Raw genomic sequence first — 23,070 nt, 5'->3', positions numbered from 1 at the left:
AAAATATTGCCATAAATTTATATTTTTTTCTACTTGTATGAACAGATGTTTATATTTTTCACTAATTAGTATAATTATGTGTTGGTTTTTATAAAAAGTTCGATTTTATTCAAAATTAAAACAATTTTGTCAGAATTATTGCAATCAAAAATTTAGGGAGTTAAAAACGCAAACCCATATTTATTCTTTAATTTTGCAATCCAATAGTTTATTTGAACTGCATGCAGAAATCTCAAAAAATTGCCATCGTTGGTTCTGGTTTAGTCGGATCCCTCCTCGCTATTTACCTGAAAAGAGCCGGGCATACAGTTCATGTTTTTGACAGAAGTCCCGATATCCGAAATATTAATTTCTCCGGACGCTCCATTAACCTGGCCATGTCACACCGCGGCTGGAAGGCACTTGACGGAGTAGGCGTAGGCGATGAAGTGCGCAAAATCGCAATTCCGATGGACAAGCGTGCCATTCATGTGAAAGACAAAATCAACTTCCAGCATTACGGAAAAGAAGGCGAAAGCATTTATTCGATTTCACGCGGTACTTTGAACCGTAAGATGATTGATCTGGCAGAAGCGGCAGGTGCCGAATTTTTCTTCGAACAAAGAATCTGGGATGTTACGCTCGCAACCGCCACTTTGCATATCGGAGAGACCGAACGCGGACAGTGGCAGGATTTACAATACGATATGGTTTTTGGTGCAGATGGCGCTTTTTCAAGAATTCGCCACAGGATGCAGCGCCAGAGCATGTTCAATTATTCGCAGGAATTTCTGAATACCGGTTACAAGGAACTCAATATTCCTGCTAATGCCGATGGAACCCATAAACTTGATAAAAATTCTTTCCATATCTGGCCGAGAGGTTATTATATGCTGATTGCGCTTCCTAATCTTGATGGAAGTTTTACCTGTACTTTGTTTATGCCTTTTGAAGGTGAAAATTCATTTGCTTCGCTTAAAGAAAGAAAGGATGTCGAGGCTTTCTTCGAAAAAAACCTTCCCGATACGATCGATGTAATCCCGGAACTGGCCGAAGATTTTTTCAAGAATCCAACCAGTACATTAGTGACGATGAAATGCTTTCCGTGGACATATGAAGATAAAATTGCCCTGATTGGTGATGCCTGCCACGCTATTGTTCCGTTTTATGGACAAGGCATGAATGCCGGTTTTGAAGATATCACCATTTTGTATGAAATGATTGAAAAGTACGGCGATGACTGGACGAAGATTTTCTCAGAATACGAAATTTCGCGCAAGCCCAATACCGACGCGATTGCCGAATTGTCTTATCGCAATTTTATGGAAATGAGTACCAAAACTGCTGATGAAAAATTCCTTTTACAGAAGAAAATTGAAAAGCGCTTTTCCGATAAACATCCTGATAAATGGCTGCCAATGTACAGCCGCGTAACTTTCAGCCACAAACCTTATACGGAAGCACTCGCCATTGGCGACCAGCAAAACGCCATCATGGATCAGGTCATGAAAATGGACAACATCGAGCAACTTTGGGATAGCGAAATCGTTGAAAACAAAATCCTGGAATTTCTTCGGTAATAATTGCTGTTGCCATTTATAACCTGTTAACTGTAAACTTTATTTAATTTTCCTCGCCGCCGGTTTCAAAATCACGCGTAAAGTACTGTCGTTACTAAAATAACTGAACATCCAGTCGATAAAAATGCTGATTTTATTTTTGATGCTTAAAATGAGCATTAAATGAACAAGCATCCATGTCAGCCACGCCAATCTTCCCTGAAAGCTGAATTTCGGCAGGTCAACGACCGCTTTTCGTTTTCCGACTGTTGCCATTGAGCCTTTGTCGTGGTATTCAAATTCCTGTTGGGGTTTATTTTTCAATCTTAATTTGAAGTTTTTTGCCAACATTTTTGCCTGGTCATTTGCAACTGCAGCCAATTGCGGATGTCCGTTTGGGTATTTTGGAGTCACCATCGAACAAATGTCGCCAATGGCAAAAACGTCATTCATTCCCTGTATTTCATTAAAACGATTGACGAGCATTCTGCCGCCGCGGATAACACTTGTTGTCGGAATTCCATCCAAAGTATTTCCTGTTATTCCTGCCGCCCAGATTACATTTCTGGCTGCAATGGTTTCGCCGCTTTTTAAACTCACTATTTTGCCGTCGTAATTGCTGACGTAAGTTTCGGTGCGTACATCAACGCCCATTTTCGTCAAATATTTTCGTGAAGCTTCGTGCGATGCATCACTCATCGGATTCAGTAAATGCGGCGAACTTTCAATCAGATGGATGCGCAGGCTGGCAAAATCTTTATCGGGGTAATCTTTCGGAAGGACATTGGTTTTCATTTCGGATAACGCGCCGGCGAGTTCAACTCCGGTCTGGCCGCCGCCAACGATTACAAAATTCATCAGTGACGGAATTTCTTCAGGCGATGCCACCAAAACATCTTCAAAAGTCTGTAAAATGCGGTTGCGCAACTGGATCGCTTCGGGAATTGATTTCATTGGGAAAGCGTGCTTTTCAAGCTCGGTATTTCCGAAATAATTCGTTGTGCATCCGAATGCTATTACGAGAAAATCATATTCAAAATCAGCTATGGATGTTTTCAGGATTTTATTTTCGGTATCTACACTTTTCACATCGGCTATACGGATGCGTACATTTTTCGAATGCTGGAAAACTTTCCGCAAAGGAAATGCTATGCTGGCAGGCTCAAGTCTGGGCCGTTGCGACCTGATACATCAAAGGCTGAAATTGGTGGTAGTTATTTCTGTCGATTAATAAAACGTCATAATCGGAATTTTCAAGATGGCGGGCGAGTGTTAGTCCGGCAAATCCGGCGCCGACGATCACGATTCGTTTCTGGGTTCCCATACAAATAAATTAGTATTTAAATTTACGAATTTTAAAGTTGGGAAAGTTATTTCTTAACTTTTTTGTGGGAAAATTTGTGCGGATTATTTTTTAAAAATAAAGTAAACAGCAAGTACGAGAAACAGCATTCCAACAGCGTGATTCCACTTGAAAGTTTCATTTTTGAAGAAAAGCATCGAGAAAATCACGAAAATAACGAGTGTTATGACTTCCTGAATGACTTTGAGTTGCATCAATGAAAACGGGCTGCCATTGCCTTCATATCCGATTTTATTCGCGGGAACCTGAAAACAATATTCAAAAAGTGCCAATCCCCAACTGATTAAGACAATTGTGATAAGTCCGGCATTTTCAAACCATTTCAATTCCTTGAATTTAAGATGACCATACCACGCGAGTGTCATAAAAATGTTGGAGAGAATCAATAATCCGATGGTGAGATAAGCTTTCATAATGTAAAAGTCAATATTAGTATGGCAACAAATATAAGACGGTTTAAATCATCTGGATTTTTCGAAATAAAATTCCTGAAGCATACTATGTAAATTTAAGGTTAAGCAACAATAATATTAACAAGAATGCAGTTATTAAATTATATCGATTTCGCGGTTATCGGATTAACAATGAAAATGACAATATCAGAAGTCAAATTATTGATAATTTAAAAAATCAAACCGATTATAAAATATTCTTGAAAATAAGCGCCAGATATTGATAATACTGACTTTTTAACGCCGTCAAAAATTCGTGTTAATAATGAATAAAAAGTTAAAATATATTTTTTTATATGCGCTAAAAATTTAAATTTGTCGTTCTGATAATAAATTTTTTTAATCAATCTGACTATTAAAACTATTAAAATTTAAAAAAACTAAAATTTAAAAAAATGGCAAATGCAACTAACGCTAGTGTAGCGAAGAAAGAAAGTGGTTCTAACGGTGGTAACATGTTCTCCGGGATTGTAATCGTATTATGTATTTTTATCGGCTGGTTGATCTGGAACTTTATCATGGGTGCCGGAGCAAACTTTGAAGGAGGCGTGAATACAGGCCATCCGCTGCCAGGCAACTATCTTGCAATGGTTTATAAAGGATGCCTATCGTACCTGTACTTATGGGACTGCTTTTAATGGTAATTGTTTTTTCTTTCGAGCGTTTCTTTGTAATTTCCAAAGCTACCGGAACAGGAAATCTTTGATAAATTCATGAAAAATGTTCAGGCCAACATTAATGGTGGAAATATTGAAGGTGCAATTGCAGATTGCGACAAACAAAAAGGTTCTGTAGCCAACGCAATTAAAGCTGCATTGATTAAATATCAAGAAGTGAAGAAAGAAGGATTTGATAGTGAAGCTGCTTCTGAAACAATCCAAAAAGAAATCGAAGAGGCAACTTCTTTAGAAATGCCGATGTTAGAGAAAAACCTTACTATTATTTCTACTTTGGTATCATTAGGTACACTTGCAGGTCTTTTGGGAACAGTAACAGGTATGATCAAAGCGTTTGGTGCATTGGCATCTGCGGGAACTCCAGATCAGGCTTTGCTTGCAAATGGTATCTCTGAGGCCTTGATTAATACTGCTACCGGAATCTCAACTTCTGCTTTGGCGATCATCATGTACAATTTCTTTACTTCTAAAATTGATACGCTTACTTATTCAATCGATGAGGCTGGTGCTACAATCGTGAATACTTACAGAAGATTCAGAGGGAGTTTAAGAAGTTAATTAGAAAAATCAAATTTCGGGAATTCGTTTTCCGTAAATCAAAAAATAAGTATGGCTAAAGTAAAAATGTCCAAAAAAATGACATCGATCGATATGACGGCGATGTGTGATGTGGCTTTCCTTTTGCTTACGTTCTTTATCCTCACCGCAACAGCAAAACAACCTGAACCGTTGCCAGTTGATACGCCGGCATCAACAGTTCAGACCAAATTACCGGAGACGGATTTGGCAATGATTACTATTGGTGACAGCGGCAGGGTGTTCTTCGGAATAAAAGGTACAGACGTGAGAAAAAGAACTGTGGAAACCATCAATGATAAATACAAACTGAATCTTACCGAAGATGAAAAAACCAAATTTAGTCTCATCGACGAATTTGGAGTTCCGGTAAATCAGTTGAAGGTTTTGATTTCGATGAATTCTACACAGCGAAATAAAAAAGGCCAACAGATAGGAATTCCAAAAGATTCGCTTGATGACCAATTGTCTGACTGGGTTCGCGCGGCAAGAGATGCCAATGCTGAATTGCATGAAAAACAATTAAACTTTGCAATAAAAGGAGACGCGAAGGAAAAATATCCTCAAATCAAAAAGGTAATGGATATTCTCATGAAACAGAACGTAAACAAATTCAATTTGGTTACGGGTTTAAGAAACGATAATTTTTAATACATAAAAATATAAGAAATGGCTGAATTAAATACTGGCGATGGTGGCGGTGGTAAAGGCGGTAAGGTAAGGAGTAAAAAGCAAAACTCTAAAGTCGATTTAACGGCGATGGTAGATTTGGCTTTTCTTCTGATTACCTTCTTTATGCTTACCACATCGTTGTCTAAACCCCAATCCATGGATTTGGGTATGCCAAAGATGTTCCGGATCAGGAGCAGGTTAAAATTGCCCAAGAGCAAACCATGAACATACTCATAGCTGCCCTGACAATAAACTTAAGGTTTACATGGGGCAATTTGACACGCCAATCGAGGCGCCAAAAGACATTGCCTATGGTAAAAATGGAATTCGTAAGGACATCATTGAGAAATCAAAGTCAGTGCCAATTTTCATGGGAGATCCTAAAAAAGGACTGATTGTATTAATCAAAGCCGCAAAAAAATCTACATACAAAAATATGGTTGACATTTTGGATGAAATGGCCATTAATAAGGTTAAGCAGTATGCAATTGTAGATATTACAAAGGACGAAGAAAAATTATTCGACAAGTAATTGTTGCTTTAAAAATAATATTATGAAATTAGATATTTATAGAGACAAATGGATTGATATGGTTTTCGAAGGGCGTAATAAAAGTTACGGTGCCTACGAACTTCGCAAAAAAAATCCACGCACTACATTGATCGCATTGGTCATTGGTTCTTTTATCTTTTCAAGCCTTTTAGCTTTGCCTTTGATTAACTGGCCAAGTTCAAATGATGAAGATAAAGAAAAAGTTACCATGGTCGATATGTCAAAACTGGCGCCGCCGCCACCAGATGTTCCAAAAATTCCACCGCCGCCACCGCCGCCACCTGCACCAAAAATCTCAGAGGTAAAATTCGTTAAGCCAAAAGTGGTAAAAAAGGAAGAAGTGGTTGAGGAAATGAAAACCATCGAAGACCTAAAAGACAAAAATGTTGGTGCAAAAGATGTAGAAGGTCGTGATGACGGAAAGATTGTTTTGGACGAGCCAGCCGGAGAACTAACCTGCAGATGCTAAAATCGTTGAAGATAATACCATTTATAATGCTGTAGAAGTTAAACCAGATTTTCCGGCGGCAATCGCTAAGTTTTATGCTTATGTGCAAAAAAACTTCAGAACTCCGGATGAAGAGGTAAAGGGAAAAGTTATCGTTCAATTTGTTGTTGAAAAAGACGGCTCTCTTACAGATATTAAAGTAGTAAGAGATTTGGGTTACGGTACAGGAGCAGAAGCCATAAGGGTTTTGAAAAGTGCACCAAAATGGAAGCCTGGTATTCAAAACGGACGCGCTGTAAGAGTATTGTTTTCATTGCCAATCTCGATACAATCAGGAGGTTAATGTACAACAGAGAAAATACGCATGAAAGATTACAGAAATCGCTTAAAGGGCGATTTCTGCTCGTTATAGGAATACTGTTTTTTTTAGTTTATCTGACTTTAGGCTTACTTGTTATTTTCTGGGATAAATTCCTGAATAAAATTCCACATCAATACAGATTGCCTTTTGGAATATTACTGATTATTTATGCCGTTTTCAGATTTATACGTGTATTACAAAAAAAATAAATCATGTCAGGACAAATAAAATTACCGATAATTAAGATTTCTGTTCTTTTTGCTATAATTTTTGTCATTTTACTGGCTTGTAAGAATACAAAACAAGGAGATTCAGATGAGCCTTCGGTACTTGAAGGTAAGGCAACAATTTTGGTTGATGAAACTGTTGAACCAATTGTAGAAGATCAGGCAATTGTTTTTGAAAGTCAATACAACGCGAAGTTAGATTTAATCAGCAAATCGGAAACAGAAGTTGTTAATATGCTGATTACTGGCAAAGCGCAAATCGCGGTATTGTCTGTAAACTTACAGCGTCAGAATCTAAAGGTTTTGAATCCAAGAAAATTATTCCCAGAATAACACCTTTCGCTACTGATGCCATTGCGTTTATCTCTAACAAATCAATCAACGATTCCATAGTCGACCTACAAGAAATCATCAATTTTTTACAGCAAAAACCAAGTAGAATTAAAGGCTTGGTTTTCGATAATCCAAATTCAAGTTCAGCTAGATATATGGACAGTATCTCAGGAATGAAATCTGTAGATGCGAAAAATGTTTTTTCATTAAAATCACATAAGGAAGTCATCAGGTATGTGGCTGAAAATCCAGGTTTGATTGGCGTGGTCGGACTTAATTCAATCGTGCAGGCTAATCCCGATTGGCAGTCGGTAATGGAAAAAATTACTGTCATGGCAGTCCGAAATGTTAAAAATAAGAATAACGATTTGAAGTACTATAAGCCTAATCAGTCCAATATTGCTACAGGTTCATATCCTTTAATACGTAAATTGTATTTGTTAAATTATCAGGGAAATGCCGGTTTAGGTATGGGTTTTGCTTCTTTTGTTGCAGGTGAGATCGGGCAAAGAATAGTTCTTAAGTTCGGATTGATGCCGATTAGAATTCCAAGTAGGAATCTTAATATCCGAAAGGAAATTACAAACAATAAATAAAATTAATTAAAATGAACAAACTAAAAATTTTCAGCGTTGCTTTAGTGTTATTCGGAGCTGGAACTTATGCGCAGGATATAAACCAGGCGAACAAAGCCATTGACGCCGAACAATACGAAAAAGCAAAAACCATTTTAAAGAGCCTCGTGGCTTCAAAGCCAGATGAAGGAAAGAATTTTTTCATCCTCGGGAATTTATACCTGACACAGAAATATCAAGATTCCGCTAAAATGAATTTTGACAAAGGACTTGTAGCCAAAAACGGCATGCAGTTCAATTACATCGGGTTAGGGCAGATCGAACTTGAAAATGGCAACAAAGCGGCCGCTTCCACTAATTTTGACAAAGCGATTGCCAATGTAAAGAAAAAAGATTTCGAAGAATACCTGTATATCGGGAAAGCTTACATGAATCCGGTCAATCCTGATTACAAGAAAGCACTCGAAAATCTTAACAAAGCAAAACTGGCAGCACCAATGAATGCAATGGTTTCTTTGTATTTGGGAGATGCTTTCGTAGGAGATAAAAATGTCAACGAAGCCTATTCTGCTTACAGGAATGCTTATGATGCAGATAAAACTTTATTAAGGGCGAAATTACAACTTGGTGTGATTACCAAAGGTTCAAAAGCTTTCACAGAAGCTGAAGCAGAATTCAATAAAATCCTTGCTGAAAATCCTAATTACGGACTAGCTTACAGAGAATTAGCAGAAACTTATTACCTGAGAGCACTTAATGAAAAAGACCAGACGAAATATCCTGAGCTTAACAAAAAGGCAATCGAGTACTATGAAAAATACATGACGCTGACAGATTATTCGTTAGATTCACGTATGCGTCACGCCGATTTCTTGATTCTTACGAAAGATTACAAAGCACTCGAAGCAGAAGCGACAGCCATGCAAAAATTGAGCAAAGTAAATCCAAGAATCTTGCGTTACCTGGGTTATTCAGCTTACCAAAACGGAAATTCTGATGCAGCGATTAAAGCTTTGGATGAATTCTTCGCAAAAGATAAAGCAAAAATCATTGGTCGTGATTATTTGTACCTTGGACTTGCAAAAACGCAGAAAGCGCTTACGCTTACAACCGGTGCCGATGGCAAACCGTCTGGAACTGTCGACAAAGCGTTATATGATCTTGGTATCGCAGACATTAGAAAAGGTGTAGAACTCGACCCAACAATGGCTAATGAACTTAATGACTTCGGAAAAAAATTCTTCGACTTAAAATTGTACAAAGAAGCTGCCGGAATCTACGAAATCGCAACCACGAACCCGAATTCAAGGAATTTCCTTTACGACAATTTCTATTTAGGTTACGCGCTTTACTACGACAATGCATATAAAGCAGAAGGGGAAGCGGTTGATGCCGTAGCTTTGAACAAAGCACTTGTAGCTTTTGATAATGTAATCAAAGACAGACCAAAACAGCAAGACGCTTACTTGTATAAAGCCCGTGTGAACAGCCTGATGCAAACTGATGCCGTAGCACAGGAAAATATGGTAAAAAGCTATGAAGATTATGTAAGAGTAGTAACAGACAAAGGCCCGGAAGAAGTGGCTAAGCCTGAAAACAAAAAGAAATTCATCGAAGCTTACAATAATATCGCGATTCATTATTTGAAAACAGATAAAGTAAAAGCCAAAGAGAATCTTGATAAAGTACTCGCTTTAGACCCGGCAAACGAAGATGCGCTTGCAAATATGAAATTTGTAAAGTAATAATATAAAGATTACCCCTTAAAACCGATAGCCAACAACTATCGGTTTTTTGTTTCGGTAAGTTTCAGAATCCAATCCGGAAATAAAATGTTTATCTTTGCAGCCTGATTTAATGAAAATGCTAGCGAAAGAAATACAATCGGCGGTTGAAAAAGGCACAATGCTGCCGCTGATGGAAGAGTTTTATACCATCCAGGGCGAAGGTTACCACACCGGAACTGCAGCCTATTTTATAAGAATCGGCGGTTGCGATGTGGGTTGCCATTGGTGTGATGTGAAAGAAAGCTGGAATGCCGCACTGCATCCGCCCACTCATGTCGACGCGATTGTTGAGAATGCTTCAAAATATTCTGAAACGGTTGTGGTTACCGGTGGTGAGCCATTAACCTGGGACATGACTTTGTTGACTTCAAAACTTAAAGAAAGAGGCCGTAAAGTGCATATCGAAACCTCCGGAGCATATCCGTTGACTGGAACCTGGGACTGGATTTGCCTTTCTCCAAAGAAAAACAAACTGCCTACGCAAACCGTTTATGACAACGCCAGCGAGCTAAAAGTCATCATTTATAACAAACATGATTTTATTTTCGCCGAAGAACAGGCCGAAAAAGTCAACGATAACGCCATTCTTTTCCTACAGCCCGAATGGAGCAAAAAAGAAGAAATGACGCCGCTCATTGTTGATTATGTCATGAACAACCCAAAATGGCGCGTTTCCTTACAGACACACAAATACCTAAATATTCCATAATGAAAAAAATACTCGTATTCGCTTTCTTTTTTATTAGTTTTATCGGCTATTCACAAGAGGCGGGAGATGCTGATGATGTGCATCCCTCAGATGTAATCGAACCAAAGTTCAATGGCGGCGGCATAGATAAATTCTACGATTACATCAAAGCAAATTTTGATTTTTCGAAAGTCACCAAAAAAGGCAATATTACGGCTTCATTTACAATCAATGAAGAAGAAGAACTCACCAATATCAGAATCGTAAAAGTACTCGATGACGCTTCGGCGATGGAATTCATAAGGGTTTTACAAAACGCCCCGAAATGGGAAAGTGCCAAACGCGGCGGAAAACCTTTCAGCGTGACCATTAAAATCCCGCTCGATTTCAAATAAGAACAATATCAGATCCCAAAGTAAAATTTGGGATTTTTTATTTATTTTCGTCATTATGAAGCCACAATTCCTTATCGACCCGCAAATCACCTATCTGAACCACGGTTCTTTCGGCGCCTGTCCGAAACCGGTTTTTGAAGATTACCAGAAATGGCAGCTCGAATTAGAAACTGAAGCCGTTCAGTTCATTACCAAAAAAGTTCGGAATATTTAAAACAATCCAAGTTGGCATTAGCTGAATTTGTCGGCTGCGACGCATCGGATTTCTTTTTGTGCCAAATCCTACGGTTGCAGTCAATACCATCATGCGCAGTTTGGAACTCAATGCAGGTGATGAAATCCTGACAACCAATCATGAGTATGGCGCGATGGACAGGACATGGCATTTCTATTGTAAAAATCCGGTGCGAAGTATATCCAGCAGGAAATTACGTTGCCAATTACATCAAAAGAACAAATCATTGAAGATTTCTGGAAAGGCTATAATCCGAATACAAAAGTCGTCTTCCTGAATCAGATTTCAAGTGCCACAGCATTGATTTTTCCCGTTAAGGAAATCTGCGAAAAGGCAAAAGCCCTCGGATTGATTACAATTGTCGACGGTGCACACGTTCCCGGGCACATCGATTTAAACATCAGCAATCTCAAAGCCGATTTTTACACAGGAACCGCACACAAATGGTTACTGACGCCGAAAGGAAATTCATTTTTATATGTAAGTAAGGATTTTCAGCAAAACCTCGATCCGTTGGTAGTGAGTTGGGGATATGAAAGCCTCGCGCCAGGCGAAAGTCAGTTCCTGGATTATCATGAATATCAGGGAACGCGTGACATTTCTGCTTACCTGACGATTCCGGCGGCATTAAAATTTCTAAACGATAATAACTGGAAAGCGCAATCTGTCATTTATAAAAAACTGATTCTGGATAATTATGAAAAGTTTTGTACGCTTCTGAATTCGAAACCAATTTGCCCGGTTACTTCAGAGTTCCTGGGTCTGATGTGCAGTATTCCCGTGAACACTTCCAAACCTGCCGAACTGAAAGAACGATTGTTCAATAAATACAAAATAGAAATTCCGGTTATGGCGCTCAACGACAAAGTTTACATCAGGATTTCAGTGCATTTGTATAACTCGCAACAGGATTTAGATGAATTGTATAAAGCGCTCGAAGACATCATTGCAACAACAGATTATATTTCAATAAAAAATCCCGGTTAAGAGCGGGATTTTTATTTTTATTAAGAGATTATTTTCCTCCATTCGCCTGCAGATCCGCAAGACAATTCGCATCAAGTGGCGCAATATGGTTGGTTGTATTGTTCATCATATTATTTTCCGTTTGCCAGTACATCAGGCAGTTTTCATTGTCACAGTGTTTGCCATGTGCTTCGTCACGGTGCTCGGTTTGCATGGTGGAACCCAAATCTACCAACCCGAGTAAATGGCAAAGCTCGTGCAAAAGTACCGTAGTTTCTAAATTGACGCGCGTCGGCAAATTAACACCACTGCTCAGATGCCGCACAGAATTTTCATAGATGACGCACGAAGTATTCCTATATGCTGTTCCCAAAGTGAACGTTGTGGCCGTGTCGGTATTGAAATTCCCGTCGACGAACAAAACGCACAAAGTCAAAACATTTACATCATTATATAAAGTGCGGGTGTCTGATTCAAGATCAGAAATTTCAGCAATGGTGTAAGGTGAAGTTCCCGGACTTGCGATTTGCCTTTGCGTAATCGTAATGCCGCCAGGTTTGTTTAATCTCGCAGCCATAAAATTCTGAAGATTCGTAAGAACAGCCGCGTCCGGCTGGAATCCTGCAACATATAAAATTTCAATATGCAGTGCATCATAATCATCAGCAGACAGGAAATCATGTGCACTGCTTCCCGTAGCTTTAAGGTTGGGCGCTTTGTTCACGCCGTTTTCGACATCAGAACTATTGTCGTCAGAGGAACATCCTAACGCAAAAACAACTAAAAACAAGAGTAAAAATCTTTGCAATTTCATAGTTTTTTTGTTTAAAGTTACTTGCTGAAAAGGGATAATCGTATTAAAATTATATTAATTTTTGACGGTAAGCCGGGCAAGATAATCAAAATGCTCACCTTCGGCAACCAATTCAGCAGTCAGGCCGTTGGCAATTGCTGCGTTATGGAGCGTATTAAAATCGATATACATCCAGTCAAAAGGCAGTTCTTTTTCGCCTTTGTAAGCGATATTGAAAACCACTTCCCCATAATAATCATTGTCGGTCGGAATCCACTTGCCGCCGTCTTCATCTTCATCGAACATATAAATGATGTCGGAACTGTCGAGTAAAATCTGGCCGTTTTCATTTAAAAGCGATTTCAGTTTTTGCAGGAATTTCGGAACGTTCTTTAGTTTTCCGCACATCCCGGCGCCATTCATAAGCAATAAGATGGTATCGAATTTTTCATTTTCCAAACGCATCACGTCCTGAACTTTCGCATTTTTCAGTCCACGTAACTGGCAGGCCTGAATCGCATTCACAGAAATATCGATAGAAGTGACATCGGGATTTTTTTCATTCTGAAGAAAAAGACTATGGCTTCCTGCACCGCAACCCACATCGAGAATTTTGCCTTTCGCCATCTGAAGTGCCTTTTGTTCAATAGCCGGCATTTCATCATACGAGCGAAAAAGATAAGCAACCGACATTTCATCTTCTTCAGGAAATGCTGGTTTCGGTAACCAAATCCTGCGGATTGTTGTTGGTCTGGTAATCTAATATGGCTTTTCCGAAAAGGTCTTTCATGTTTTTTGGTTTAAAGTTTAAAGTTTAAGGTTGGATGTTTGTTACTTTTGCAACAACTTTAAACGTTAAACTTGAAACGGATTTTAGATAATCTTCCTAAACTCGCCAAAGATAAGCATATCGAAAACAAAAAGTATTTCGACAAGCTTAAAAAGAAAACGCCCAAAAATCTCGATTATGTGATGCAGGAATTGCACGATACCGAGTTCAGGCGCACCGATTGCCTGAAGTGTGCGAATTGCTGCAAGACTACAGGCCGCTTTTTACGATTGCCGATATCGAGCGAATTGCGAAGCATTTTCGGCAAAAGCCCCAGCAGTTTATTGACCAATATTTACGCATTGACGAAGACAACGATTATATACTGAAAAGCGTTCCGTGCACGTTTCTTGACAGCGAAAATTACTGCATGATTTATGATGTGCGTCCGAAAGCCTGTCGCGAATTCCCGCATACCGATCGCAAGAAATTCCAGCAGATATCAAGTCTTACGTTGCAAAATGTTGCCATTTGCCCCGCGGCTTTTAATATTGTGGAGGAGATGAAGAAGCGATTGCCGTTGTAGACCACCCCGCCTTTCAGGCACCCCTCCGGAGGAGGGGAATCCAAAATTTCTAAGACAAATAAAATCAATCCGAAATAATCTCAAATTCGGCCGTAGGGATAAATCAGGTATTTCTGTCGCATTTCCCTGAACATGATGAGTCCGGTTTCCCAACTGGCGCGGATTTCAGGTGCGGTCATTCCGGATTCGATCTGCTGCTGCAGTTTTTTGGTGCCGGCGAGTTTTGTAAAATACGAATTGAAGAATTTCTGTCTTTCCGAAGTTTCTGCGTAAGCCTTTACAAGCCATTGCAGGTCAAGCCTGTCAAGTTTCGGGTAATTCGATAAATCCTCGCCGAAACAATCTTTGCCTTTTTGAGGCGGATCTGTTGAACCTTCATTCGGCATCGGGATAAAGCAGAAATCAATATTGGGCAGATAAGGCGAACCGTAAATCTGGAATTGTTTGTTCGTGCCGCGGCCTACGCTTACGTTCGTTCCTTCAAAAAAGCACAAGCTGGCATAAAGATTTATCGCCTGGTCGTTTGGCAAATTCGGTGACGGTTTTACCAAAAGGCTGTAAGGCATTTCTCTTGTGTAGGCGGAGCATGCAACTACGGTCAAATCACATTGAATGCCGTTTTTAAGCCACTTTTCACCATTGATCATTCTTGCATATTCGCCAATAGTCATGCCATGCAGTACCGGAATCGGGTGCATTCCCACAAAACTCGAATATTCAGGTTCTAATATCGGTCCGTCAACAATACTGCCGTTCGGGTTCGGGCGGTCAAAAACAATCAGCGGCACATTGTTTTCAGCACAGGCCTCCATCGCATAATGCAAAGTAGAAATATAGGTGTAAAAACGCGCGCCGACATCCTGCAAATCAAAAATCAAAACATCAATTCCGGCCAATTGTGCCGCAGTTGGTTTTTTGTTATCGCCGTATAAAGAAATAATCGGCAATCCGGTTTTGACGTCTCTTCCGTCGGCAATCAACTCGCCGTCTGCAGCCGTCCCGCGAAATCCGTGTTCAGGTGCGTATATTTTGGTGACATTTATACTTTTGGAAATCAGGAAATCAACAATACTTGTCTGGTCAAAAATGATTCCGGTCTGGTTGGTGAGCACGCCAACTTTTTTATCCTTAAGCAAAGGTGCATAACCACCGTAGTTATCGGCGCCGCGGCTGAAAGTCAGTTTCTCAGGATTAGTGACGACCACTTCAACTTTGTGTGTTTTCGGATGCTCTGATTTCGTTTTTGCTTTCAGGGCGACAGGCTGGTTGACCGCATTCTGGGCAGGTTTACACGAAAATATCAAAATCGAAAATAAGAAGGCTGTAGTATATCTTGAAAATTTCAAAAAGGAAATCGCATTCAATCGGGAAAACTGGGTCATAAGTATCGTCTGAAAATATTAAATATCCGAATCGCTGAAATTAGTGGCTAAAACCGTATTTTTGAGGCATAATCCCAAGATACTAACTCCGTTGAATTTAGAATATTTCATCGCCAAAAGGCTGATTACTGCTAAAAGCCGTAAAAGTAGTATATCTGCACCAATTATAAAAATTGCGGTTTCGGCCATCGCTATCGGGATGATTATGATGATCGTTTCTGTTGCGACCGGATTGGGTTTACAGCAAAAGATACGCCAGAAAGTATCTGCTTTCAATGGGCACATCATTATTTCTAATTTCGACAACAATCAGTCAGATATAAGCCTCGAACCCATTTCGCTGCATCAGGACTTTTACCCCAAATTCAAATCCGTCGACGGCATCAGCCACATCCAGGCAGTTGCGGCCAAAGCCGGAATCATCCGCACGGCAGAAACTTTCGAAGGCATAATTTTTAAAGGCGTCGGTAAAGATTACGATTGGGACGATATTAAAGAGTATGTCAAATCCGGTAAAATTCCTGATTTCGGAGGCAAATTGAATGCGCAGGTGCTCATTTCAGAATATCTCGCCAACAGACTGCATTTAAAAGTCGGCGATAAGTTCAGTACTTATTTTATGAAGGAAGATACGAACCAACTGCCCAATCTTCGTGTTTTTGAAGTCGCAGGTATTTTCAACTCCGGTTTACAGGAATTCGACAGTACTTATATAATAGGTGACATCCGCCACGTGCAGCGCATCAACAAATGGAATCCTGATCAGGTCGGCGCTTTTGAAGTCTTTGTTTCCGATTTCGACCAAATTCAGGCCAAAGGCAACGAAGTGTATTCGCAGACGAGTTCTACGCTCAATTCCCAGACCATTGTCGAGAAATTCGCCTACATTTTCGAATGGATCAAATTATTCGATTTCAACATCCTCGTCATCATCACGATTATGATTGTCGTAGCGACTATTAATATGGTGGTCGCGCTGCTGGTGCTGATTCTCGAACGCACACAAATGATCGGCGTGCTCAAATCGATGGGAGCCGGCAACTGGATGGTGCGTAAAATATTCCTGTACAACGCTTTTCATCTTATTATCCGTGGCCTATTCTGGGTAATTTCATCGGCATCGGATTGTTATTGCTGCAAAAGTATTTCGGGATCATCAAGTTGCCGCCCGAAAATTATTACGTTAACGAAGCCCCTGTTTATTTCGACTGGCTCTATATCATCATGCTAAATATCGGTACGGTCGCCATTTGCCTGCTGGTTTTGCTGATACCTTCCTATATTATTACAAAAATTTCTCCGGTTAAAGCCATTCGTTTCGATTGATTCCGGGCGTGTCGCTGCTGCTGAGGGTTTGAATCCGCCGGAAGCATTCAGTAGCAGCACCGCCGGGCTGTCCTTCCAAGTCCTCGCGGGAGCTATCGGTGAAACCCGGGAACAGTTGTTTCGCTGCGGGCTTTCCATCCCATCCCTCACGCGTCTGGTTTCCAGAACGCCTTAACCTGCACAATGGGCGCTGCCTTTTCCAAAACCCAACAAGAGCTTGTACAAACCCAACAAGAGGTTGTGCGAATCGAACAAGAGGTTGTACAAACCCAACAAGAGCTTGTACAAACCCAACAAGAGGTTGTACAAACCCGACAAGAGGTTGTACGAATCGAACAAGAGCTTGTACAAACCCGACAAGAGCCCGGAAGGCAAAAAAACTTTCCCCTCCAAAAAACACCCTTTCAGCGACTTACGCAAAACCGATAAAATTCCGTAAAAAAAAGTTGCGTAAAAGTTTGCACAACCCGAAAAGCGGTGTACTTTTGCACCCGCATTGAGGCAGACGTTCCTACTTATTTACTGAAAAGGCGGTTGAAAAAAATATTACAGAAATGTGCCCTTAAATTTGCCGGTTTTGAAATAAGTCTTAACTTTGCCGTCCCGAAAGGGGAGCGACAGGTTCTTTTGAAATGATGGAAAAAGCGCGGAGAAAATAAAATTAAAATTTATTTTCAAAAATGCTTGCCGGATAAAAAAGAAGTTGTACTTTTGCACCCGCTTTGGGAACGAAGCGGAGAAGAGAAGAAGACACGTTCATAGACATATTGGATTGACAGCCGTTACGGGAGAGATTCCGTAACAAAGAAAAAAGAGTAAGGTGAATCGGAAGATTTACGAAAAACGTTAGCTATTCGTCTAAAAATTAGCTGAAGAGATTCAGCAAACAATATACGATGAAGAGTTTGATCCTGGCTCAGGATGAACGCTAGCGGCAGGCTTAACACATGCAAGTCGAGGGTATTGCAGCAATGCAAGAGACCGGCGCACGGGTGCGTAACGCGTATGCAACCTACCTTTCACAGGGGGATAGCCCAGAGAAATTTGGATTAATACCCCATGGTGTATCAGAGTGGCATCACACAGATACTAAAGTTCCAACGGTGAAAGATGGGCATGCGTCCCATTAGCTGGATGGTAAGGTAACGGCTTACCATGGCAACGATGGGTAGGCCTGAGAGGGAGATCCCCCACACTGGTACTGAGACATGGACCAGACTCCTACGGGAGGCAGCAGTGAGGAATATTGGTCAATGGGCGCAAGCCTGAACCAGCCATGCCGCGTGCAGGATGAAGCATCTATGGTGTGTAAACTGCTTTTGTACGGGAAGAACACTGGTTCGTGAACCGGCTTGACGGTACCGTAAGAATAAGGATCGGCTAACTCCGTGCCAGCAGCCGCGGTAATACGGAGGATCCAAGCGTTATCCGGAATCATTGGGTTTAAAGCTGCCCGTAGGCGGCCAGGTAAGTCAGTGGTGAAAGCCCATCGCTCAACGGTGGAACGGCCATTGATACTGCCAGGCTTGAATTCTCGGGAAGTAACTAGAATATGTAGTGTAGCGGTGAAATGCTTAGATATTACATGGAATACCAATTGCGAAGGCAGGTTACTACCGGTGGATTGACGCTGATGGACGAAAGCGTGGGTAGCGAACAGGATTAGATACCCTGGTAGTCCACGCCGTAAACGATGGATACTAGCTGTTCGGGGCAACCTGAGTGGCTAAGCGAAAGTGATAAAGTATCCCACCTGGGAGTACGGGCGCAAGCCTGAAACTCAAAGGAATTGACGGCCTGCACAAGCGGTGGAGCATGTGGTTTAATTCGATGATACGCGAGGAACCTTACCAAGGCTTAAATGTAGATTGACAGGACTGGAAACAGTTTTTCCTTCGGGCAATTTACAAGGTGCTGCATGGTTGTCGTCAGCTCGTGCCGTGAGGTGTCAGGTTAAGTCCTATAACGAGCGCAACCCCTGTTGTTAGTTGCCAGCGAGTCATGTCGGGAACTCTAGCAAGACTGCCAGTGCAAACTGTGAGGAAGGTGGGGATGACGTCAAATCATCATGGCCCTTACGCCTTGGGCTACACACGTGCTACAATGGCCGGTACAGAGAGCAGCCACCTCGCGAGGGGGAGCGAATCTACAAAACCGGTCACAGTTCGGATCGGAGTCTGCAACTCGACTCCGTGAAGCTGGAATCGCTAGTAATCGGATATCAGCCATGATCCGGTGAATACGTTCCCTGGGCCTTGTACACACCGCCCGTCAAGCCATGGAAGCTGGGGGTGCCTGAAGTCGGTGACCGCAAGGAGCTGCCTAGGGTAAAACTGGTAACTAGGGCTAAGTCGTAACAAGGTAGCCGTACCGGAAGGTGCGGCTGGAACACCTCCTTTCTAGAGAAAGACGCAATACTAACGATGTTAATCGGAAGTTCAAATTACTCTTTGCTGTTGATTCAAATAATACAATCCAAGAAAAAAAGTACAGAGTCTCGTAGCTCAGCTGGTTAGAGTACAACACTGATAATGTTGGGTCCCCAGTTCGAGTCTGGGCGGGACTACTATTTTTATTTAAGATTTTAGAATTCAGATTTTAGAATTGAAAAGGCTTGGGAAAGGAAATTCTGGAAGTTGAGGGATTCAATCAATCTGAATTCTGAAATCTAAGATCAGAAATCAATTGGGGGATTAGCTCAGCTGGCCAGAGCGCCTGCCTTGCACGCAGGAGGTCATCGGTTCGACTCCGATATTCTCCACTATCCGAGAGACGGATAGATAAAAGACACATAGATAAAAGACACAGCGTCTATCATCTTCAGGTCTGTCATCTATCGTCTGAAGGAAAACGTTCATTGACATATTGGGATAAGAAAATATTTAAAAAGTAGAAAGACACAGTTTTTCCATATTCGTATGGAAGAACAAAAAGTACAATAAGCAAAATAAGGGCGTATGGGGGATGCCTAGGCTCTCAGAGGCGAAGAAGGACGTGATAAGCTGCGAAAAGCGCCGGGGATGAGCACACATCAGTTGATCCGGCGATATCCGAATGGGGCAACCCAATGCATTGAAGATGCATTACCCGATAGGGGCAAACCCGCTGAACTGAAACATCTAAGTAGGCGGAGGAGAAGAAAACAAAAGTGATTCCGTAAGTAGTGGCGAGCGAACGCGGATTAGCCCAAACCAATGTTGTCACGGCAAGATTGGGGTTGTACTGACCACGAGATTGAATGCAAAGTGAACCGGAATTACCTGAAACCTCGCCATAGAGGGTGATAGCCCCGTATGGGTAAGCGATGATATTCATAGTGGTATCCTGAGTAGGGCGGGGCACGTGAAACCCGTCTGAATCTGGCGGGACCATCCGCTAAGGCTAAATACTCCTGAGAGACCGATAGTGAACCAGTACCGTGAGGGAAAGGTGAAAAGAACCGTGAATAACGGAGTGAAACAGATCCTGAAACCATACGCCTACAAGCGGTCGGAGCCCATTCGTTGGGTGACGGCGTGCCTTTTGCATAATGAGCCTACGAGTTAACGTTGCCGGCAAGGATAAGGACTTCAGGTCGGATCCGTAGCGAAAGCGAGTCTGAACAGGGCGCTTTAGTCGGTAGTGTTAGACGCGAAACCGTGTGATCTACCCATGGGCAGGATGAAGCTGTGGTAACACACAGTGGAGTGCCCGAACCGGTTGACGTTGAAAGTCTTCGGATGACCTGTGGGTAGGGGTGAAAGGCCAATCAAACTCGGAAATAGCTCGTACTCCCCGAAATGCATTTAGGTGCAGCGCTGGATATAGTTATATAGAGGTAGAGCTACTGATTGGATGCGGGGGCTTCACCGCCTACCAATTCCTGACAAACTCCGAATGCTATATAATGTTTACCAGCAGTGAGGGCTTGGGTGCTCAGGTGCAAGTCCGAGAGGGAAAGAACCCAGACCATCAGCTAAGGCCCCAAATATATGCTAAGTTGAAAGAACGAGGTTTGTCTGCCCAGACAGCTAGGATGTTGGCTTGGAAGCAGCCATTCATTTAAAGAGTGCGTAACAGCTCACTAGTCGAGCGGACGAGCATGGATAATAATCGGGCATAAGCATATTACCGAAGCTATGGATTGATAGCAATATCAGTGGTAGGGGAGCATTCCATCAGGGTTGAAGGTGTGTCGTAAGGCATGCTGTAACCGGATGGAAAAGAAAATGTAGGCATAAGTAACGATAATGCGGGCGAGAAACCCGCACACCGAAAGACTAAGGTTTCCTCAGCTATGCTAATCAGCTGAGGGTTAGTCGGCTGAAGGCGAACCCGAAAGGGACAGTCGATGGCCAACGGGTTAATATTCCCGTACTACTCATTACTGTGATGGGGTGACGGAGTGATGAAAGCGCCGCGAACTGACGGAATAGTTCGTTGAAGGCTGTAGCTATATTCTTTACAGGCAAATCCGTAGAGAATGGCAAAGGCCGATAGTACACGGAGTCTTCGGACAAAGTGATAGTGCGCCTAAGGGCTTCCAAGAAAAACCTCTAAACTTCAGGTAGTGAGTACCCGTACCGTAAACCGACACAGGTAGTCGAGGAGAGAATCCTGAAGGTGCTCGAGAGATTCATGGCTAAGGAATTAGGCAAAATAGACCTGTAACTTCGGGAGAAAGGTCGCCCCGTGCAAACGGTGCCGCAGTGAAGATGTGCCCAGGCGACTGTTTATCAAAAACACAGGGCTCTGCAAAATCGTAAGATGAAGTATAGGGCCTGACACCTGCCCGGTGCTGGAAGGTTAAGAGGAGATGTTATCTTCGGAGAAGCATTGAATTGAAGCCCCAGTAAACGGCGGCCGTAACTATAACCTGCTGAAGGTAGCGAAATTCCTTGTCGGGTAAGTTCCGACCTGCACGAATGGTGTAACGATCTGGACACTGTCTCAGCCATGAGCTCGGTGAAATTGTAGTAACGGTGAAGATGCCGTTTACCCGCAGTGGGACGAAAAGACCCTGTGCACCTTTACTATAGCTTAGTATTGACTTTGGATAAGTGATGTGTAGGATAGGTGGGAGACTTCGATCCTGCGTCGCCAGGCGTAGGTTAGTCATTGTTGAAATACCACCCTTTGCTTATCTGAAGCCTAACCCCATAATGTGGGGGACATTGCTTGGTGGGTAGTTTGACTGGGGTGGTCGCCTCCAAAAGAGTAACGGAGGCTTCTAAAGGTTCCCTCAGTACGCTTGGTAACCGTGCGTAGAGTGCAATGGCATAAGGGAGCTTGACTGAGAGACATACAGGTCGATCAGGTACGAAAGTAGAGCATAGTGATCCGGTGGTTCCGCATGGAAGGGCCATCGCTCAAAGGATAAAGGTACGCCGGGGATAACAGGCTGATCTCCCCCAAGAGCTCATATCGACGGGGGGGTTTGGCACCTCGATGTCGGCTCGTCACATCCTGGGCTGGAGAGGCCCAAGGGTTGGGCTGTTCGCCCATTAAAGTGGCACGCGAGCTGGGTTCAGAACGTCGTGAGACAGTTCGGTCTCTATCTACTGCGGGCGCAAGAAATTTGAGTGGATCTGATTCTAGTACGAGACTAACCGAATTCGGACTCACCGCTGGTGTATCTGTTGTCCCGCCAGGGCACCGCAGAGTAGCTACGTCGGGAAGGGATAAGCGCTGAAAGCATATAAGCGCGAAACCCACCACAAGATGAGATTTCTTTTAAGGGTCGTGGAAGATGACCACGTCGATAGGCTACAGGTGTAAAGGCAGTAATGTCATAGCCGAGTAGTACTAATAACCCGTAAGCTTATGCGCGCTCCTCCCGCCCGCAAGGGCGGGAAGAAACTTTCTTTCAAATGAATATTTACTTTATCCCAGTACGTCAAAGATATTAGTGATTGTTGGCAGATTCAATCTGCCACCCTTCGCAAAACGACTTAAGGTGGTTATTGCGGCGGGGCTCACCTCTTCCCATCCCGAACAGAGAAGTTAAGCCCGCCTGCGCAGATGGTACTGCAGTTTGTGGGAGAGTATGTCGTCGCCTTTCTTTAGTGAAGCCCAGCTTGAAAAAGCTGGGCTTCTTTTTTTATAGGTGCGACGCAGTTCGGGCATAGCCCTCGGGTCGTCGCCTTTCTTTTGAAAACCCTTCATGGAAACATGAGGGTTTTTTGTTATAACAACGTCCCAACCTTCGGGGTTGTTTGGCAGTGTAGTTGATTGAATTCTGCGCGTTAGGGATGGGAGTGGAAAGCCCGGAGCCGATTTATAGCTCAATCAATGGTGGGATACCGTGGCGAGGACTTGCAGCGACAGCCCGACGGCGCTAACCATAAGTTCATTCCAAACAGGAAGTTCCTGCGCCGGAACGCCAAAAA

At 42.3% G+C, this 23,070-nt stretch carries 15 protein-coding genes, 2 tRNA genes, 3 rRNA genes and 6 pseudogenes; 19 read left to right on the top strand and 7 right to left on the bottom strand.

Annotated features, from left to right (window positions below; genetic code table 11):
* Positions 1-221 precede the first annotated feature (221 nt).
* Positions 222-1,559, top strand: a complete 1,338-nt coding sequence (locus ACSLFW_RS00130; protein WP_436554141.1) for an FAD-dependent oxidoreductase — start codon at positions 222-224, stop codon at positions 1,557-1,559.
* Positions 1,560-1,598: 39 nt separating this feature from the next.
* Here the strand turns inward: ACSLFW_RS00130 and ACSLFW_RS00125 are convergent, their stop codons facing one another.
* The 3 genes from ACSLFW_RS00125 to ACSLFW_RS00115 all read right to left on the bottom strand — a co-directional run bounded on the left by ACSLFW_RS00125 (position 1,599) and on the right by ACSLFW_RS00115 (position 3,314).
* Positions 1,599-2,678, bottom strand: coding sequence for an NAD(P)/FAD-dependent oxidoreductase (locus ACSLFW_RS00125; RefSeq protein ID WP_436554140.1), 1,080 nt, complete (start codon positions 2,676-2,678; stop codon positions 1,599-1,601).
* A 22-nt stretch (positions 2,679-2,700) separates the two neighbouring features.
* On the bottom strand, positions 2,701-2,862 hold the full coding sequence (locus ACSLFW_RS00120; RefSeq protein WP_436554139.1) for an FAD-dependent oxidoreductase: 162 nt from the start codon (positions 2,860-2,862) through the stop codon (positions 2,701-2,703).
* 83 nt (positions 2,863-2,945) lie between these two features.
* On the bottom strand, positions 2,946-3,314 hold the full coding sequence (locus ACSLFW_RS00115; RefSeq protein ID WP_436554138.1) for a DMT family protein: 369 nt from the start codon (positions 3,312-3,314) through the stop codon (positions 2,946-2,948).
* Positions 3,315-3,748: 434 nt separating this feature from the next.
* Here ACSLFW_RS00115 and ACSLFW_RS00110 point away from each other — a divergent pair.
* The 11 genes and pseudogenes from ACSLFW_RS00110 (at position 3,749) to ACSLFW_RS00060 (ending at position 11,867) form a co-directional block, all read left to right on the top strand.
* Positions 3,749-4,588, top strand: a pseudogene (locus ACSLFW_RS00110) (MotA/TolQ/ExbB proton channel family protein).
* A gap of 51 nt (positions 4,589-4,639) precedes the next feature.
* Positions 4,640-5,257, top strand: a complete 618-nt coding sequence (locus tag ACSLFW_RS00105) for an ExbD/TolR family protein (RefSeq protein WP_436554137.1) — start codon at positions 4,640-4,642, stop codon at positions 5,255-5,257.
* Between the two features lie 18 nt (positions 5,258-5,275).
* Positions 5,276-5,810 (top strand): annotated as a pseudogene (locus ACSLFW_RS00100) (ExbD/TolR family protein).
* Positions 5,811-5,832: 22 nt separating this feature from the next.
* On the top strand, positions 5,833-6,300 hold the full coding sequence (locus tag ACSLFW_RS00095; protein WP_436554136.1) for a hypothetical protein: 468 nt from the start codon (positions 5,833-5,835) through the stop codon (positions 6,298-6,300).
* 82 nt (positions 6,301-6,382) lie between these two features.
* The gene (locus tag ACSLFW_RS00090; protein ID WP_436554135.1) at positions 6,383-6,622 is read left to right on the top strand and encodes an energy transducer TonB; all 240 of its coding nucleotides are present in this window, start codon (positions 6,383-6,385) and stop codon (positions 6,620-6,622) included.
* A 230-nt stretch (positions 6,623-6,852) separates the two neighbouring features.
* A pseudogene (locus tag ACSLFW_RS00085) lies at positions 6,853-7,796 on the top strand (PstS family phosphate ABC transporter substrate-binding protein).
* Between the two features lie 11 nt (positions 7,797-7,807).
* Positions 7,808-9,520, top strand: coding sequence for a tetratricopeptide repeat protein (locus ACSLFW_RS00080; protein ID WP_436554134.1), 1,713 nt, complete (start codon positions 7,808-7,810; stop codon positions 9,518-9,520).
* 118 nt (positions 9,521-9,638) lie between these two features.
* Positions 9,639-10,271, top strand: coding sequence for a 7-carboxy-7-deazaguanine synthase QueE (locus tag ACSLFW_RS00075; RefSeq protein WP_436554133.1), 633 nt, complete (start codon positions 9,639-9,641; stop codon positions 10,269-10,271).
* Entirely contained in the window at positions 10,271-10,645 is a 375-nt protein-coding gene (locus tag ACSLFW_RS00070; RefSeq protein WP_436554132.1) for an energy transducer TonB, read from the top strand. The genes ACSLFW_RS00075 and ACSLFW_RS00070 overlap by 1 nt, the downstream gene beginning before the upstream one ends.
* Positions 10,646-10,700: 55 nt before the next feature.
* Positions 10,701-10,859, top strand: a complete 159-nt coding sequence (locus ACSLFW_RS00065; RefSeq protein WP_436554131.1) for a hypothetical protein — start codon at positions 10,701-10,703, stop codon at positions 10,857-10,859.
* 219 nt (positions 10,860-11,078) lie between these two features.
* Complete coding sequence (locus tag ACSLFW_RS00060; protein ID WP_436554130.1) at positions 11,079-11,867, top strand: aminotransferase class V-fold PLP-dependent enzyme; 789 nt, start codon at positions 11,079-11,081, stop codon at positions 11,865-11,867.
* Between the two features lie 28 nt (positions 11,868-11,895).
* On the opposite strand, the gene ACSLFW_RS00055 is transcribed toward ACSLFW_RS00060, so the two are convergent.
* Both ACSLFW_RS00055 and ACSLFW_RS00050 read right to left on the bottom strand, forming a co-directional pair.
* Positions 11,896-12,660 (bottom strand): membrane metalloprotease, encoded by a 765-nt coding sequence (locus tag ACSLFW_RS00055; protein WP_436554129.1) that lies wholly within the window; start codon positions 12,658-12,660, stop codon positions 11,896-11,898.
* Positions 12,661-12,714: 54 nt separating this feature from the next.
* Positions 12,715-13,429 (bottom strand): annotated as a pseudogene (locus ACSLFW_RS00050) (class I SAM-dependent methyltransferase).
* Positions 13,430-13,500: 71 nt separating this feature from the next.
* Here ACSLFW_RS00050 and ACSLFW_RS00045 point away from each other — a divergent pair.
* A pseudogene (locus ACSLFW_RS00045) lies at positions 13,501-13,994 on the top strand (YkgJ family cysteine cluster protein).
* An 80-nt stretch (positions 13,995-14,074) separates the two neighbouring features.
* Here the strand turns inward: ACSLFW_RS00045 and ACSLFW_RS00040 are convergent.
* A complete protein-coding gene (locus ACSLFW_RS00040; RefSeq protein WP_436554128.1) occupies positions 14,075-15,376 on the bottom strand; it encodes an exo-beta-N-acetylmuramidase NamZ family protein in 1,302 nt (433 codons plus the stop codon).
* Between the two features lie 91 nt (positions 15,377-15,467).
* On the opposite strand from ACSLFW_RS00040, the pseudogene ACSLFW_RS00035 reads away from it, so the two are divergent.
* Positions 15,468-16,702: pseudogene (locus ACSLFW_RS00035) on the top strand (ABC transporter permease).
* Positions 16,703-16,873: 171 nt separating this feature from the next.
* Here ACSLFW_RS00035 and ACSLFW_RS00030 read toward each other — a convergent pair.
* A complete protein-coding gene (locus ACSLFW_RS00030; protein ID WP_436554127.1) occupies positions 16,874-17,095 on the bottom strand; it encodes a hypothetical protein in 222 nt (73 codons plus the stop codon).
* A gap of 500 nt (positions 17,096-17,595) precedes the next feature.
* Between ACSLFW_RS00030 and ACSLFW_RS00025 the strand changes: the two genes are divergently transcribed.
* The 5 genes from ACSLFW_RS00025 to rrf all read left to right on the top strand — a co-directional run bounded on the left by ACSLFW_RS00025 (position 17,596) and on the right by rrf (position 22,742).
* Positions 17,596-19,101: ribosomal RNA gene (locus tag ACSLFW_RS00025) — 16S ribosomal RNA — on the top strand.
* A 94-nt stretch (positions 19,102-19,195) separates the two neighbouring features.
* Positions 19,196-19,268: transfer RNA gene (locus ACSLFW_RS00020), tRNA-Ile, on the top strand.
* A gap of 121 nt (positions 19,269-19,389) precedes the next feature.
* Positions 19,390-19,463 (top strand) — tRNA-Ala (locus tag ACSLFW_RS00015).
* 175 nt (positions 19,464-19,638) lie between these two features.
* Positions 19,639-22,510 (top strand): 23S ribosomal RNA (locus ACSLFW_RS00010).
* A 123-nt stretch (positions 22,511-22,633) separates the two neighbouring features.
* Positions 22,634-22,742 (top strand): 5S ribosomal RNA (gene rrf / locus ACSLFW_RS00005).
* The 16S, 23S and 5S rRNA genes sit together here with 2 tRNA genes alongside, the layout of an rRNA operon.
* The last annotated feature ends 328 nt before the right edge of the window (positions 22,743-23,070 follow it).

The organism is Flavobacterium sp. 3HN19-14 (assembly GCF_051373205.1).
In the GTDB taxonomy this organism is placed as follows: Bacteria; Bacteroidota; Bacteroidia; order Flavobacteriales; family Flavobacteriaceae; genus Flavobacterium.
This window is presented reverse-complemented; position numbering and strand designations above follow the sequence as displayed.

Bases quoted from the DNA above. Each gene is read 5' to 3' on its own strand.
- ACSLFW_RS00070 (WP_436554132.1), top strand. From the start codon at position 10,271: ATGAAAAAAATACTCGTATTCGCTTTCTTTTTTATTAGTTTTATCGGC.
- ACSLFW_RS00065 (WP_436554131.1), top strand. From the start codon at position 10,701: ATGAAGCCACAATTCCTTATCGACCCGCAAATCACCTATCTGAACCAC.
- ACSLFW_RS00130 (WP_436554141.1), top strand. From the start codon at position 222: ATGCAGAAATCTCAAAAAATTGCCATCGTTGGTTCTGGTTTAGTCGGA.
- ACSLFW_RS00115 (WP_436554138.1), bottom strand. From the start codon at position 3,314: ATGAAAGCTTATCTCACCATCGGATTATTGATTCTCTCCAACATTTTT.
- ACSLFW_RS00095 (WP_436554136.1), top strand. From the start codon at position 5,833: ATGAAATTAGATATTTATAGAGACAAATGGATTGATATGGTTTTCGAA.
- ACSLFW_RS00120 (WP_436554139.1), bottom strand. From the start codon at position 2,862: ATGGGAACCCAGAAACGAATCGTGATCGTCGGCGCCGGATTTGCCGGA.
- ACSLFW_RS00040 (WP_436554128.1), bottom strand. From the start codon at position 15,376: ATGACCCAGTTTTCCCGATTGAATGCGATTTCCTTTTTGAAATTTTCA.
- ACSLFW_RS00080 (WP_436554134.1), top strand. From the start codon at position 7,808: ATGAACAAACTAAAAATTTTCAGCGTTGCTTTAGTGTTATTCGGAGCT.
- ACSLFW_RS00075 (WP_436554133.1), top strand. From the start codon at position 9,639: ATGCTAGCGAAAGAAATACAATCGGCGGTTGAAAAAGGCACAATGCTG.
- ACSLFW_RS00105 (WP_436554137.1), top strand. From the start codon at position 4,640: ATGGCTAAAGTAAAAATGTCCAAAAAAATGACATCGATCGATATGACG.
- ACSLFW_RS00055 (WP_436554129.1), bottom strand. From the start codon at position 12,660: ATGAAATTGCAAAGATTTTTACTCTTGTTTTTAGTTGTTTTTGCGTTA.